Annotated in this window: 8 protein-coding genes; all 8 read right to left on the bottom strand. The window is 67.8% G+C overall.

The window, feature by feature from the left end:
• Positions 1–178: 178 nt before the first annotated feature.
• The 8 genes from G333_RS0112180 to G333_RS0112145 all read right to left on the bottom strand — a co-directional run bounded on the left by G333_RS0112180 (position 179) and on the right by G333_RS0112145 (position 15,971).
• On the bottom strand, positions 179–2,077 hold the full coding sequence (locus tag G333_RS0112180) for a M48 family metalloprotease (RefSeq protein WP_019628573.1): 1,899 nt from the start codon (positions 2,075–2,077) through the stop codon (positions 179–181).
• A gap of 256 nt (positions 2,078–2,333) precedes the next feature.
• Positions 2,334–5,813 (bottom strand): EAL domain-containing protein, encoded by a 3,480-nt coding sequence (locus G333_RS0112175; RefSeq protein WP_019628572.1) that lies wholly within the window; start codon positions 5,811–5,813, stop codon positions 2,334–2,336.
• 283 nt (positions 5,814–6,096) lie between these two features.
• A complete protein-coding gene (gene pmbA / locus G333_RS0112170) occupies positions 6,097–7,485 on the bottom strand; it encodes a metalloprotease PmbA (RefSeq protein ID WP_019628571.1) in 1,389 nt (462 codons plus the stop codon).
• Positions 7,486–7,563: 78 nt separating this feature from the next.
• On the bottom strand, positions 7,564–7,827 hold the full coding sequence (locus G333_RS0112165) for a hypothetical protein (protein ID WP_018143927.1): 264 nt from the start codon (positions 7,825–7,827) through the stop codon (positions 7,564–7,566).
• Between the two features lie 35 nt (positions 7,828–7,862).
• Positions 7,863–9,305, bottom strand: a complete 1,443-nt coding sequence (gene tldD, locus G333_RS0112160; RefSeq protein ID WP_026340960.1) for a metalloprotease TldD — start codon at positions 9,303–9,305, stop codon at positions 7,863–7,865.
• Positions 9,306–9,477: 172 nt separating this feature from the next.
• Positions 9,478–10,308 carry a carbon-nitrogen hydrolase family protein gene (locus G333_RS0112155; RefSeq protein ID WP_019628569.1) on the bottom strand — a complete coding sequence of 277 codons (831 nt, stop codon included), beginning with the start codon at positions 10,306–10,308 and terminating at the stop codon, positions 9,478–9,480.
• A 63-nt stretch (positions 10,309–10,371) separates the two neighbouring features.
• Positions 10,372–14,283 carry a YhdP family protein gene (locus G333_RS0112150; RefSeq protein ID WP_038038361.1) on the bottom strand — a complete coding sequence of 1,304 codons (3,912 nt, stop codon included), beginning with the start codon at positions 14,281–14,283 and terminating at the stop codon, positions 10,372–10,374.
• A gap of 146 nt (positions 14,284–14,429) precedes the next feature.
• The gene (locus G333_RS0112145) at positions 14,430–15,971 is read right to left on the bottom strand and encodes an Rne/Rng family ribonuclease (protein ID WP_018143931.1); all 1,542 of its coding nucleotides are present in this window, start codon (positions 15,969–15,971) and stop codon (positions 14,430–14,432) included.
• Between the last annotated feature and the right edge of the window lie 26 nt (positions 15,972–15,997).

Below are 15,997 nucleotides of genomic sequence, written 5' to 3'. Positions count from 1 at the left end.
GTTTTTTCGGATTTTCTTGATGTGCGCCCGGAAAATCGTTTGTTATCCGCCGCTTGAGTCGGATTTTAATTTGGATTCAGGTGCTTATTTCCCACGTGGAAGCGGTTTCAAGGCATTTTCGGCCAGAACCAACGCGCCTCGAGGGACACCGGCCGCACCCTCATGCCCAGGCCGCCCGCTACGCCAAACCATCAAACACCCCCTCCGTTGCCAGCGGCAGCGGGACGTGCAGCGACGCCGCCATCACTCGCAGCAGCTCGAGCTCGGCCGGCACCACCTGACCGCCATGGCTGACGGTGGTCACCATCGCCCGTATCAGCGAGTCCTTGTCGCGCATGCGCAGGGTATCCAGCTGTTCCAGCACGCGGTCCAGCACATTCGCCCATGCGCGCGCACCGGCCGCCCCGGTCAGGGCCTCGGGGATCTCCACCGCCAGCGGCAGCGCCCCGTCCAGGCTGCCAATCCCGGCGGTCAGCGCGGCCCGCGCCGCCGCCGGGGCGTCCGGATGGCCATGGTGGGCCAGCACCGCCAGCAGGTAATGCGCGCTCTCCTTGTGGGCATCCAGCGTGGCAGTCCTGGGGCGGGCCGCCGCGGCAGGATCCTGCACATCCCGCAGCTGGCGGCTAAGCATGCGCCCAAGGGCATACTCGAATACCGCCACCCGGCCATCGGCATGAATCAGCCGCTCGACCAGCCCCTGCAGGCGCGCGCGCTCCTCGGCTGAAAGCCGCCGCAGCATCGGGAAGCCCAGCTCCAGAAGCGGCAGGCGCAGGTCCTCGCGCAGCGCAGGTTCCGCTGTCTGCAAACGACGAACGGCCTCTCCGCGCGCCTCCCCCAACGCCTCGGCAATCATCATCAGCTGCCGCTCGCGCACATCCAGGTCCGCATGCAACAGGAGATACAAGACCACCTCGATCGCCCGCGCATCCGAGCGCGCGGCCCAGGCCAGCGGCCCCGGAATCGCAGCAAGCAACATGCCGGCACCGAGAATATGGGTCAGTGCCGGGTGGCCGCCGAGGGCATCCCCCACGGCCTCGGCGCCCGGCAGGCGCCCCTCGCGTTCGCGCTGCATGCCGTCCACGGCGCGCTCGTGCGCCCGCTGCCGCACCCGGGCATTGAGCTGGTCGCGCAGGCGCTGCAGATCCCGGGGCTCGAAATGCGGCTGCAAGGTGCGGATGCGATCCAGCAGGGGTGGATGGGTCTCGAAGATCTGGCCGATCGCGTCGCTGGCAAACAGCATGTGAGTGATCTCCTCGGTATTGCCATTCAGCCCGGCATAGCGGGCCGCGACCTTCTTCAGCGCACCGGCCAGGCCGTCCGGCTCGCGGGTGAACTGCACGGCATGGGCATCCGCGAGGTATTCGCGCTGGCGCGAGATGCCGGCCCGGATCCAGCGCGCCAGGGCCAGCCCGGCATAGCCCACCACGATCAGGGTGACGCTGAGCACACCCACCCCGGTATCGGCAATGTCGCCCTTGTGTCGACGCCGGCGCCGCGCCAGCCCGCCCTGCCCCAGCAGCGCCAGGATCTCGATCCCGTATAGGATTCCGATCAGGCGCATGTTGAGGCGCATGTCCCCATTGAGGATATGCCCGAACTCGTGCGCGACCACACCCTTCAGCTCGGGGCGCTCCAGGCTGTCCAGCGCACCGCGGGTCACGGCGATCACCGCATCGTTCGACGCAAAGCCGGCGGCGAAGGCGTTGATGCCCAGATCCTGCTCCAGCACGTAGATCTCGGGTACCGGCACCCCGGAAGCAATGGCCATCTCCTCGACCACGTTGCGCAGCTGCCGCTGTTGCGGGTCCGCGGGATGGCCTTCAACCCGGACGCCCCCCATTTCCAGCGCGATCAGGCGGCCACCGCCATCACGCAGCCGCCAGGCGCGGTAGAGGCTCGCAAGAACGATTAGCCCCGCGGTTATCCCCATGACCCAGGCCATGGCCGCGGTGCCGCCCCCCATGGCCCAGACGATCAAGCCCAGAGCCCCGACGATCACCAGCACGGCCAGGGCAAACAGCGCCAGCAACCAGCGGGTCCTGCGCTGCGTCTGCTCCTGCTGCGCGAAGAAGTTCACCGCTGTACTCCCACAGGGCTACGCTCCGCGCAGCCCGACGCTTGCGGCTCAACATTCCAGCAAGCGCCGCGCGACCCTCGCTCCGCCCCCCTGGATGCGCCTGAATGATCCATCCCCCTCCTGCCTGCCACGCTCTTGCTCCCTCACTGTAAGCCCGCCATTGGCCGCCGGGCGAGCCGCTCCGTGGTCGACCTTTTCTGCCGGCCAGCCCGCCGCCAGCACCCAGCACCCAGCACCCAGCACCCAGCACCCAGGGCTACGATGTACGCGCCGAACCCAGGTGCCCCGAGAGCGTATCCAGCAAACCATCACGCTGCGCATGCAGCTCGTCCAACCGAACAAGCGCGCGTTCCCCTTGACCCCGTTCGCGGAGTCGCACCAGCTCCCCGACCAGTTCGTGGATCTCCTGATGCCGCTGGAGCAGGGTCGCGAGCTCGGCCGGGGAAAGCAGCCCTGAATGCTCCAGGCTGTGTACCAATCCCTCCCGGTCCTCGGCGAGCGGCGGTGGTTGCGGGCTCTGGCCGCGAAGGTAGGCCTCCACCCGCATGACCCAGGCGCGATGGGCAACAGAGGCATACATCAGCGGCATGTCCTCGCGACCAATGCGGGAGAGCCCTGCCCAGTGCGTCGCTGGCCGCCAGTCGCTCACCCAGCCCGGGATCCGATCCGCCGGCATGGGACGAGCAATACCGTAGCCCTGGGCCAGGTCACAGCCGAGGTACAGCAGCATGTCGCCATGCTCAAGGGTCTCGACACCCTCGGCGATAACCCGGCGTCCGAAGGCCTCGGCCAGACTCATCACCCCGTTCAGGATGGCCAGATCCTCCGGGTCCTCCAGGATATCGCGCACGAAGCTCTGATCGACCTTGACGGTCCCCGCAGGCAGACGCTTGAGGTAGGTCAGCGAGGCGTAGCCGGTACCAAAATCGTCCAGCGACACGGCGACACCCAATGCACGGCAGCCCTCGAGACGCCGGGTCACCTCGACCATGTCGCCCAGTGCACTGGTCTCCAGGACCTCCAGCTCCAGGCGCCGGGGCGCGATTTCCGGATGCGCCTCCAGGAGCAGCTGCAGGCGTTCGACAAAGTCAATCTGGCGCAGCTGGAAGGCCGCCACGTTGACACTGACCTCCAGGGCCGGGCCGTCCTCGGCCCCCCACTCTTCCATCTGTTTCAGGGCCCGCTCGATGACCCACTCCCCCAGCTCGACGGACAGAGGATGATTCTCGATTTCGGGCAGGAAGCGGGCAGGCGGCAACAGGCCATGCTCGGGGTGCTGCCAGCGGATCAGGGCCTCGACCCCGATCACCTCGCCCGTGCGCATGTTCACCTTGGGCTGATAGTGCAGCACGAACTCCTCGTCCCCCAGGGCGCGACGGATGTCCTCGATGGTCTCGTGATGGCTGCGGGCCGTCCGGTCGCGCTCGGCATCGAACACGTGAAAACGCCCCTTGCCGGCCAGCTTGGCCTGATACATTGCCTGATCGGCCTGGCGCAACAACTGGTCGGCCTCCAGGTCCTGGCCGGCCTCGGGGTAGAAGGTCACCCCCAGACTGGCGGACACCTGAAGCCGGTCGTCGTCGATGCGTACCGGCTCCGAGGCAGCCCCGAGCAGACGTTTCAGCAAGGGCCCGCAGGCGTAGACACTGTCCACACCCACCAGGACCGCGACGAACTCGTCACCCCCCAGGCGTGAAAGCGTGTCCTCGGCGCGCATCACGCCCTTCATGCGCGCCGCAAGCTCCACCAGCATCCGGTCCCCGGCGGCGTGACCATGGGTGTCGTTGATGGCCTTGAATCCGTCCAGGTCCAGGTAGACCACCGCCAGGCGCTCGCCATGGCGTTGCGAATGTGCCATGGCCTGATGCAGACGATCCGCCAGGAGTACGCGATTGGGCAGGCCGGTCAACGGATCGTAATGCGCGATCCGTTCCAGCTGTCGCTCGTGATCCTTGAGGGTGGTGATATCGGTCGAGATGCCCAGCAGCCCGACGATCCGTTCCGGATCGATCTCGTCCCGAATCGGGGCCTTGATCTCCAGGTAAACCCGGCGTTGACCGGCAGGATCGACGACTTCGACCTCCTCGGTCGTCTGCTCACCGGAGAGCACCCGGCGGTCGATCTTGTGCAACCGGCGTACGGTTTCCGGGGGAAAGAACCGGTTGTCGTCACTGCCGGGAAGATCCTCCGGGGTCACACCGAACAGCTCCAGGCCGGCGTGATTGGCAAAGGTGTAGCGGCCCTCTGTGTCCTTCATGTAAATGTAGGAGGACACGTAATCCAGTGCGGCGCGGAAACGCTGGGATTCGGCGTGCGCGGCTCGCAGCGCCAGTTCGTCATTCTTGCGCTCGGTGATGTCGGTATCGGTACCGATCATGCGCAACGGACGCCCATCCTCGGCACGGCTGACGACGATTCCACGGTCCTGAATCCAGATCCAGCGGCCATCCTCGTGCTGCATCCGGTACTCGTTCACGTAACGCGCCCGGCGACCCTCGAGATAGTCCCGCAATGCAGACGTCGCAGCCACACGATCATCCGGATGGACGCGTCTTTCCCACTCGTCCAGGGAAGTCCCGAGGGCGGACTCTTCCACCCCCATGATCTCCGCCCAGCGGGGGGAGAAGTACATCGTGTCCTGTGCGATGTCCCAGTCCCAGAGGCCACCGCCGGAGCCCGCGATGGCAAAGCGCCAGCGGTATTCGCTCTGGCGCAGCTGCTCTCCCTGCTCCCTGAGTTCTTCCGTCAGGCGGGCAGCAATCTGCTCCGCCCGCACCCGGGTGCCGGAGATGGACAGGATCAATCCGAACAGCAGGCCGCTCAGCAACAGCCCCGCGCCCAGCGTCGCCCAGGCGGTGGTATAGGCCACCGCTTCCTGCGGACTCTGATGATCGAACTGCAGGGACCAGATGCGCCCGTTGAAATTGACCTCCCGGGACTGGGCAAACCGGCTGGGCGCCCCGGAGTCGATCTCGCTGTTGCTGAATAGCAACCCCTCCGAATCCACCTCGGGGCCGTCATAGATGCGCAACCCCACGGCCTCGCCTTCCATCAACTCCCAGTCGTCGAGGATGCCGGTCATCAGATCCGTCATGCGGTAGGGACTGTAGGTCCAGCCTTTCAGGGCCTCCGCACGCTGCGCCCGCGTGCTGGTCGGCATCTCCACGCGATAGACCGGTACATACATCAGGGTTCCGGCCTGCACATCGTCCCCGGTCTCCTGCAACAACTGCACCCGACCGGACAACGCGGCGCGACCGGTGTCGCGGGCCTGAATCATCGCCTCGCGGCGCACCGACTCGTAGAACATGTCATAGCCGAAGGCCCGCTGATTACGGGCATCAAACGGTTCGAGAAACACGATGGAGGTGTAGATATCGCGCGGACCCGGGGGATGCACGGTGTAATCCGGATACCCTTCGGCGCGAATCTCTGCGATATGGGACTCGAGCTCGTCGGGCCGCAGGAGGCGTGTAAAGCCGATCCCCAGCACCCTTTCAAGGGTGTCGGAGACGCGCAACTTGCGCACGTAATCGCGCCATTCCGTCCGCGTGACCGCGTCGGAGGCATCGAACAGCCCGGCCGCCCCGCGCAGAACCAGGGCATAGGCATCCAGGCGTTCCTCGATGCGGATCGTGACCTGATCGGCGGCGAAGGCAAACCGATCGGCCGCCTCGCCATCCAGCAACTTCTTGACCTGCACCGCCGCCAGCAGCGACAGCAGCACGCCCAGCATGAGCACCAAGGCGGCGAACGAATACCGGCCGCTTGCATGGGCACGTGGATGAAATAGCGAAAGAAGCTTCAACAAGGCGCCCAGACGCGTAAGGATGCCTAGTTAATCACAAAAAAAGCGCCGATATACAGGGCCCGGTGCCAGGCCAGGGGATCCCCGCCGCACCCCCGGCGGTTGCCTGGGTCCGCAGGGCAAGTCCCGTTTGCGAAACCCACCCAGGACCCCCACCCTGCCCGGCACGGCCAGCCGGAAATGGTCCCGAGGCTGGCCTCACCACCCAGGATCAGTCGCCGGCCACCGTCATGGATTCGATCAGGATGGAGCCGGTGTGGATGTTGCCGCGGCGGTCGACATCGGTGCCCACGGCCGCCATCCGCTGGAACATGTCCTTCAGGTTGCCGGCGATGGTGATCTCCTCCACCGGATACTGCAGCTCGCCGTTTTCCACCCAGAAGCCGGCGGCCCCGCGGGAATAGTCGCCGGTCACCGGATTCACGCCCTGGCCGATCAGCTCGGTGACCAGGAAACCGGTCCCCATCTCGGCCAGCAGGGCGGCGAAGTCCTTGTCGCCCGGGGCCACGGTCACGTTGCGCGCACCCCCGGCGTTGCCAGTGGCCTCGAGGCCCAGACGCCGCGCGGCGTAGCTGTCGAGGGTATAGCTCTGCAGCACGCCGTCGGCGATCAGCGGGCGGTTGCGGGTGCGCACGCCCTCCCCGTCGAACGGGGCGCTACCCAGCGCGCGCGGCGTCTGCGGGCGTTCCTCGATCTGCATCCACGCGGGGAACACGTTCTCGCCGATGGCGTTCAGCAGGAACGAGCTCTCGCGGTACTGGGACGGACCGGCGATCGCACGGGTGAAACTGCCAATCAGGGTGCGCGCCATCTCCGGGGCAAACAGCACCGGGCAGTTGCGGGTCGACAGCTTGCGCCCGCCCAGCCGGCGCACGGTGCGCTCGGCGGCCTCGCGCCCGACCTGCTCGGCGGCGGTCAGATCCTCCGCGTGGCGTGCGACGGTATAGGCGTAGTCGCGCTGCATGCCTGCTGCGTCGCGCGCCACCAGCGCGCAGGACAGGGAGTGCCGGGTGCTACGATACCCGCCCATGAACCCCTGGCTGTCGCCGAGAAACGCAATGGCCCGCCGCGTGCTGACGCTGGCACCCTCGGAGTTCTCGATCCGTTCATCCGCCGCGAAGCCGGCGGCCTCGATGGTACGGGCCAGCTCGGTCGCCTCGGCGGCGCTGCAGCCCCAGGGGTGATCCAGGTCAAGGTCGTCCCACTCGCTCGCCTTGAACGCGGGATCGGGCATCCCGGCGTACGGGTCCGGCTCGGTGTAGCGGGCGATGCGGCAGGCCGCCTCGACGGTGTCGATCAGGGCCTGGTCACTGAAATCGGTGGTAGAGGCGGCCCCCTTGGACTGGCCGAAATAAACGATCAGCGAAAGACTCTGGTCACGCTCGTGCTCCAGGGTTTCGATCTCGCCCTTGCGCACCCCCAACTCCAGCCCGACGCTGTGACTGACCACGGCCTGGACGTCCAAGGCACCGCGCTCGCGCGCGGCCTCCAGCGTGCGCTGAACCCTCGTCTGCAGGGAGTCCGGCGAATGGGACAGGGCCTGGACCCCGTCTTCCTGGGACACGGGTTCCGGGATGGCGCGTTCGGGAGATGTACTCATGCAGGGTTCCGCTACTCGATGACTGATCTGGGGGCGATACAAGGACACCCCGGGCCGGATGGCCCGGGGAAGGGATGACTAGTCGACCCGGGCGCCGTGCTTGTGGACCGCGCCGGCGTTACCCCAGCGCTCCAGGTCGTCGACGTGCACACCGACCCAGTAGAGCATGCCGACGCTGTCACGCGTCCAGCCACCCACCAAGTCCTGGCCTTCGCTCAGCTCCACGTGGTGGGCGAACTGCTCGGCCTTGTCGCGCGCGCGAAAGACATGCCACTGGACGATCTTGTCGTGGCCATGCCCTTCCGGCAGGGAACGTTCCTGTTCGAGAAAATCGAGATTCATCTGTGCCTCCTTGGTTGCATCGGGCCCCGCAGCCCTCAGGCTGCCTGGGTACCGCCCACGGTCATGCCGTCAATACGCAGCGTGGGCTGTCCCACGCCGACCGGCACGCCCTGGCCCTCCTTGCCGCAGGTGCCGACGCCGGAATCGAGCTTCATGTCGTTCCCGATCATCGACACCCGGGTCAGGACATCCGGGCCATTGCCGATCAGGGTCGCACCCTTGACCGGGTACGTCACCTTGCCCTTCTCCACCCGGTAGGCCTCCGAGGCGGAGAACACGAACTTGCCGGAGGTGATATCCACCTGCCCACCACCGAAGTTGACCGCATACAGGCCGTCGTCCACCGAGGCCAGGATCTCTTCCGGATCGGCGTCGCCGCCCAGCATGTAGGTATTGGTCATGCGCGGCATCGGCAGCCGGGCGTAGGACTCGCGGCGGCCATTGCCGGTGGACTGCGTACCCATCAGGCGGGCATTCATCTCGTCCTGCATGTAGCCGCGCAGCACGCCATCCTCGATCAGCACGGTCTGCTGAGTCGGATTGCCTTCGTCGTCCACGTTCAACGAGCCGCGGCGGCCCTCCAGGGTGCCGTCGTCGACGATGGTGATGCCCTTGGCCGCCACCTGCTCGCCGATGCGCCCGGAGAAGGCCGAGGTCCCCTTGCGGTTGAAGTCGCCCTCCAACCCATGGCCGATCGCCTCGTGCAACAGGATGCCCGGCCAACCGGGCCCGAGCACCACCTTCATGCTGCCGGCCGGCGCGTCGCGCGCATCGAGATTCACCAGGGCCTGGCGCACCGCCTCGCGGGCATAACCGGCGGCGCGGCCATCCTCGCGGAAGTACTGGTAGCCGTGACGACCACCGCCTCCGGAGGTGCCGGATTCGCGGCGCCCGCCCTGCTCGACGATCACCTGGACGTTCAGGCGCACCAGCGGGCGCACGTCGGTGGTCATCTCGCCGCGGGCATTCAGTACCAGCACCACCTCGTGCACCCCGGCCAGCGAACACATCACCTGGGTTACGCGGGAATCCTCGGCGCGGGCGACGGCATCGACCTCCTTCAGGAGGTCGATCTTGGCCTGCTCGCCCAGCGAATCGAGCGGATTGTCGGGGGCGTACAGCGCCGGCCGCGAGGACGCGCGCGAGGCAACCGCAATGCGCCCGCTCTGCCCGGCACTGGCAATGCTGCGCGCGGTCTTCGCGGCCTCCAGCATGGCCGGCATCGCGATGTCGTCGGAGTAGGCGAACCCGGTCTGCTCGCCGCGCACCACACGGATGCCAACGCCGCGTTCGATGTTGAAGCTGGCGGATTTCACGAGGCCATCCTCCAGCGACCAGCCCTCCTGGCTGGAAAACTGGAAGTAGCAGTCACCGCCATCGATACCGTGACCGAAGGTGGTCCCCAGAAGGGTGCTCAGCTCGCTTTCGCCGAGACCGGCGGGGTCGAGCAGGGTCTGTTGCGCAAGGCGGTCGATCATGAAGTCCTCTCGGGTTCCGTAAATCCGCTGTTCCGTGTCCATCATGGGGGAGCAGCTGTCGGCCTTCAGTATGGAGCTTGGGGCACGCCGTTCGCTTTCAAGCGCGCGGCCGTTGCGGGTATATCGCCACCCCGGCCCGGAAAACGCGGTATCCAGGGGGTACGCTTCCTGGTCAGATGGCCCCGGGGCACGGCAGTCGGCGGTGGTCCACTGCCGGGAAGCTGCTCCGGATGCGCGCGGCCTGGGTCGGGTCCAGATTCGCCAGCAGTACCCCGGGGTTGCGCTGCAACTGACCGGCCACCCGACCCCAGGGGTCCACCAGCGCACTATGGCCGTAGGTTTCGCGGCCGTTCACGTGGAAGCCGCCCTGGGCCGCCGACAACATGTAGTACTGGTTCTCGATTGCGCGCGCCCGCAGCAACACGTCCCAGTGCGCCTGTCCGGTCTGGGCGGTGAAGGCCGCCGGCAGGGCGACCCATTCCGCATTCTGGTCCAGCAGGGCCCGGAACAGCTCGGGGAAGCGCAGGTCATAGCAGATCGCCAGGCCCATGCGCCCCACCGGCGTATCGACGACCACCACCTGCTCACCCCGCTCGAAGACCTTCGACTCGGTGTAGGCCTCGGTACTGTCCGGCAGGCACACATCGAACAGGTGGATCTTGTCGTAACGCGCCACCTGCTGCCCGCGGTCGTCAAACACCAGACAGGCCGAACGCACCCGCTCGGAGCCCGGGGTCTGCAGCGGGATGGTCCCGCCAACAATCCACAACCCCAGGCGCCGGGCCTGCTCCGCAAGGAACGCCTGCAGCGGGCCGGCACCATCGGCCACCTCCGCGATCCCGAGGATGTCGGTGTCCTGCATGCCCATGAAGGCAAAGTTCTCCGGCAAAACCGCCAGGCGGGCGCCCTTGTCGGCGGCCTCCTGCAGCAGTCGCTTTGCCTCCAGAAGGTTCGCCTGGGGCTGGGGTCCGGAGGCCATCTGGATGGCCGCTACCTGAGTCATGTCGCTCCGATCATCTGGTTACCGGGGCCGGCTATGGCACCCGCAACGCCGATCTTGCCGGCGTTAGTCGTTGTCAGCCCCATCGGCTCCCGCGGCCGGTTGTACCAGCACGCGTACCTGTGGGTCGTCCCAGGGGCCCGTCACCGAGTATTCGACACGAGCCGCCTCTTCTATCTGATCCCCAATCCCCAGCACGCGTTCCGCAAGCAGCACCACGACCCCGGTCACCGGCCCGCCCACCAGCGCCCCGACAATCGGCAGCGCGGTACGCAGGCTGGGCACCACCACGATCTCGTGATCGTAGTCGCGCGCCACCAGCCCGGTGCGACCACTCAGGCGTACACGCGCCGAGGGCCCTTCCATGCGCAGCGCCGGCACGTAGAGATCACCATCGCGCAGTGTCGCCTCCGCGATCAGTTCGCTGAAGGTCAGGCCTTCGGTGAACACGTCGCGGAAATCCAGCCGCAACCGCCGCGGCAACACGTCCAGGCTCACCAGGCCGAGCAGGCGGCCGGCGCCCGGCTCGACATCCGCCAGACGTCCGTCCTCCAGGGAGAGTTCCATGGAGCCCGCCAGCTGCGCGAGGCGCGGGGCATACAAAGGGCCCGGCCAGGTCAGCGACAGCGAACCGTCACCGCTCCCCCCGACCATCGCACGCGACAACCCCGCCGACTCGAGCGCCCGGCCCCAGTCACCGCCGGAGAGGCTCACGTCCAGGCGCGTCTCCGGCAGACCGCCGGTGGTCACCCGCCAGACCCCGACGGCGTCTGCGTGCAGGTCACCTTCCGGGGTCCGCAGCTCCAGGTCCCGGACGACCAGACCGTTCGGCTGCGGCTCCAGCCCCAGCTCGATGTCCGCGAAACGGTAATCCCCCAGCGCCAGGCTGTCGAGGGTCAAGTCCACGGCCGGCCACACGCGCGGGTCCTCGAAGCCCCCGACTGCGACGGGCTTCACCCCGGGATCGGGGTCCGGCTCGCCGTCCCACTCAAGATCCTCCAGGACCAGGTGGCGCACATGCGCCTCCCAGCGGTCGTGCCCACCCGCACCCATCGGGCGCCAGCGTGCCTCGCCCGCCAGCCAGTCGGAAGTGGCCTCCAGATCCCAGCCCGCATCCCCGCGTCGCCCGAGAAAGCGCACACCGGGAAGGTCCTGCTCGCCCCAGCGGATCCGGTCGCGGATATCCAGTTCCAGGCGGGTCAACGCGACCGCTCCCGCGGTTTCCCCGGCATTCTGGCTGGCCGCGCCCAGATCCACATCGCCGCCCCAGGGGGCCTCGCTCAGGGCCTTGAGCCAAGGGTCGACCGCCAACTCCGGCAGGCGCGCCCGCACCGAGACCCCCTCCCCCGGCAAGGCCAGGGCACCCGCCCACGGCGCGCCGATCTCCAGCGCCATCGCCTGCAACCCGATCCCGCGCGCCGCCGTACGCGGCTCGGCACCCCGTACGGCCGGGTCCTCGGGCGCGGCCGCCGGTGACAGGCGCAGGTGTGCGCGCAGGACCTGCCCCAGCGTCAGGTGGCCGATACCGGCGCCGTCATGCCCGAGCGGCAGTGCCAGCTCCAGCTCGCGGGCCGCCGCCGCGGACTTGCCGATCGGCTCCGGCCAGTCGATCGCGACCCCGACCAGGTCCGAGCGCAACTCCAGACGAACCCCGTCCACCGCCGGCCCCAAGCGCAGCTGGGCATCCCAGTGCGCCGCCCCGTCGAGATAGGGCGCAAGCTCCGGTAAGTCCTCCAGCCACGGGGCCAGGGGTTGCGGACCGCGCGCCGTCAACCGCGCCGTCTCGCCATCCAGCGGCCAGTCCGCCCCCAGCGTCACCGTCTCGCCGTGAACCCGCGCGGTGACCCCATCGGCCGTCACGCGATCCCCGGTATCGAACTGGACCCGTCCCTCCACGGCCTCGAGAATGGTCGGCCAGCCCGAGACCTCGGCGCGGATCCCCCGCAGGTCCAGATCACCGGCGACACGGGTCTCGGCCATTCGGCCCGCCTGCAGCGGGAGGTTCAGCGACAGACCCAGCCGGGTCGGCCCGTCCAGCCGCGCCTGGTCACGGAGTTCGGCCGCCTCCTCCAGCAGCTCGGCCTGGCGCAGGTAGGCCAGAAGATCCGCCGCATCCCCCTCTGCCGTGCCTTCCAGTTCGAGGACCGCATGCTCCATGTCCTCGATCCCGATCCGGGTGTCGCGCACCTCGGTGTCCAGAATGCGCCCGCGCGCACCCTCGGCGCGGAAGCTCGCGTTGTGGAACAGGAGCCGGCCACTGAGATCCTCCGCTCGTGGCCAGCCCTCCTGATAGTCGAGGATGCCCGCCTCGACATCCGCCCAGAGATCAAACACACCCTCGTCGCCGGCGAACGGGAAGTCTTTCCCGCGCCCGCGATAGGCCATGCCGCCGCCGGAGGACGTGCCCGTAACGATGCTGTCCACCAGCCACTGGTAGGTGTTGTCCGGCAGGTGGTAAAGCGGCAGGTAGCGCGCGGTGTGATCACCGTCGGCTCGCAGAATGTCCATCGCAATATCGACCCGGGGTCCGGCCGCGTGACCATCCAGCAGCACCCGCAGGCGGCCGCGAACCGCGGCATGGGCATTGGCGGCATTCAGGCCCTCGCCCGCCAGGCGCCAGTGTCCGGCGTCATCGCGCTCGGCACGCAGCCGTCCACGCACCGTATCCAGCGGCACTGGATCGGCCAGCACACGCGGCAGGTCGATCTGCAGGTCGCGGCTGTCCAGCAGCAATTCCACACCGCCACGGCGCCATTGCATATAGCCCGAGGCGCCCTGCACACCCAGCCCGTGATCCCCCGCGCGCCAGCCAAGGTTGTGCACATCGGCCTCCGCCCAGACAGGCTGCAGACGGCCATCCTCGCGGCGGGCCTCCAGCCGGGCGAAGTCCAGGGTGCCGCGCGGATGCAGGTCCGCGATCCGCTCCGCCAACTCGGGCGCCGCATCCTCAAGCAGCGTGAGCAGCGGCGCGTAGGGTTCCACTTCGAGATCGCGCGCGGCCATTTCCACCGCGTCCACCACCAGCCCCTCCGGCTTGCCCTCCAGGCGATAGGCGAGTCGCAGATCGCCGGAACCGGGCTGGGTCCCGCTCCAGGACGAGCGGTGGCGATCCTCCTGCACCCGCCAGTCGAAACGATGTCCGATGGCCGGGCCGACCGGTTCCCCGGCCAGGTTGAGGGTGGTTTCGTGCTCCCCGCGCAGCCAGGCCATGCGCCCGTCGTCGAGTCCGCCCCACAGACGCAGTGCGGCCGTGCCCTCGGGCGCGGGCCAGCCGAGGTAGGCCAGCCACGGCTGCCAGGCGGTCAGGTCGACCGCATCGGCCCGCAGGAAGAAGCGCGCATCACGCAAATCCGCAGCGGGGGCCTTCAGCCCCAATTCGAAGTGCCCGCCCGCGGCCTCGCCTTCCAGCACCCCTTCGAGGTGCATTCGCAGCGACCCGTCATGCGCCGTGCGCAGGGCGGCCCGGTCCAGTCGCGCATCGGACTCCAGGCCGGCGCTGCGATCGTCCCAGACCAACCGGATGGCCTCGGCCTCGACATCCGGCCACTGCTCCACGGGGAGCGTGAACAAGCGGCCCTCGCCCATGCCAAGCTCGCGACCGTGCAGGGAAAAGCGTCCGTCGGCGTGGCGTACCAAGCGCAGCTCGACGCCCCGAACATGCACTGTGAAGGATGGATGGCGACTACGCAGACTGGCCCCGACGCTCAGCGCGACCCCGAGGTGGTCGATGGCGACCGGTTCACCATCCGGCATCGCCACGCGGACATCGCGCGCCACCAGCGCCGGCGACCAGCCGGTCCAACCGAGCTCGATCCCTGCGGCCGTGACCTCGCGCTCGAGCTGCTCGCTGGCGGTATCCTCCACCCAGGCGTGCAGGCCATCCCAGTGCGGAAGCGCCAGGCGCAGCAGCACGATCACGATGATCAGCGCCAGGAGGGCGCCCAGCGCCACCCTCAGGAGTTGTGACAGGCGTCTCATTTCTCCACCGGGAAGGCGCAATCCGACCCGCCCGGCCGACCGGGACCCGTATCCGTGCTGGGTCCGCACTGGCGATTCATCTTCGCGCCTCTTCCTCCCTGACGGAGACGGGGACCGGGTGCCTGTCTACTTAATCTACTTGTAGATCAGACGAAGACCACGTCGAACTGTTCCTGGGTGTACAGCGTTTCCACCTGGAAGCGGATCGGGATGCCGACAAAGCTCTGCAGCTCGGCCAGGCTGGCGGATTCCTCGTCCAGCAACAGGTCGATCACGTTCTGCGAGGCCAGCACGCGCAGCTCGCGCGCATCGTACTGACGCACCTCGCGCAGGATCTCGCGGAACAGCTCGTAGCACACCGTCTCGGCCGACTTCAGATAGCCACGCCCGCTGCACACCTGGCAGGGCTCGCACATCTGGTGCTCCAGGCTCTCGCGGGTGCGCTTGCGGGTCATCTCCACCAGGCCCAGCGGCGACACGTCGCAGGTCTGGGTCTTCACATGATCGCGTTCCAGGGCCTTTTCCAGCGCGCGGATCACCTGGCGCTTGTGCTCGTCGTCCTGCATGTCGATGAAATCGATAATGATGATCCCGCCGAGATTGCGCAGGCGCAGCTGGCGACCGATCGCCTGCGCGGCCTCCAGATTGGTCTTGAAGATGGTCTCTTCGAGCTTGCGATGGCCGACGAAACCGCCGGTGTTGATGTCCACCGTGGTCATCGCCTCGGTCTGGTCGAAGATCAGGTAGCCACCGGATTTCAGTTCCACCTTGCGCTCCAGGGCACGGTGGATCTCCTCCTCGACGTTGAACAGGTCGAAGATCGGGCGCTCGCCCGGATAGTGTTCGATCCGGCCGATCAGCTCCGGCAGGTAGCGCTCGACGAAGCCGCAGACCTTCTGATAGGTCTCGCGCGAATCGATGCGGATACGCTCGATATCGCCCCCCACCATGTCGCGCAGGATGCGCTCCACCAGCGGCAGATCGGCGTAGACCTCGGTCCCCGGCGGGGCTCCGACAGCCTGCTCCTGCAGGGTATCCCAGACCTTCTTCAGGAACGCCGTGTCGTTATACATGGCCTCGTGGTCGGCCAGCTCTGCGGCCGTGCGCACGATAAAGCCGTGCTGCGGCGCCAGCTCGTCACGCAACTGCTCGATGGATGCACGCAGCCGTGCGCGCACGCCCTCGTCCTCGATGCGCGTACTCACACCGACATTGGACTGGTTCGGCATCAGCACCAGATTGCGCGACGGCAGGGTGATATAGGTGGTAAGCCGCGCGCCCTTGGAGCCCAGCGGGTCCTTGACTGCCTGCACCAGGACCTCCTGCCCCTCGCGCAGCAGCTCGCGGATACCCTCGCGCACCACCGGGGCCGGCGTGCCGGTGCCATTGCCGCCGGCCACGGGCGCCGCAGGGGCGTCGCTGGCAGACGGGCCGTTGCCATTGAGCTCCTCGCGCTCCACCGGGGCCACGTCGGAGGCATGCAGAAAGGCCGTGCGTTCCAGCCCGATATCGACGAAGGCCGCATCCATGCCCGGCAGTACCCGCACCACGCGGCCCTTGTAGATGTTCCCCACGATCCCGCGGCGGCGGGCGCGCTCCAGGTGCAGCTCGGTCAGGACGCCATTCTCCACCAGGGCCACTCGGCTCTCCTGGGGCGTCACGTTCATCAGGATCTCGGTTCCGGTCATGCGTTCTTCTTGTTCTTGATGTCACG

Origin of the sequence: Thioalkalivibrio sp. AKL10, assembly GCF_000381845.1 — a bacterium.
Taxonomy (GTDB): domain Bacteria; phylum Pseudomonadota; class Gammaproteobacteria; order Ectothiorhodospirales; family Ectothiorhodospiraceae; genus Thioalkalivibrio; species Thioalkalivibrio versutus.
This window is presented reverse-complemented; position numbering and strand designations above follow the sequence as displayed.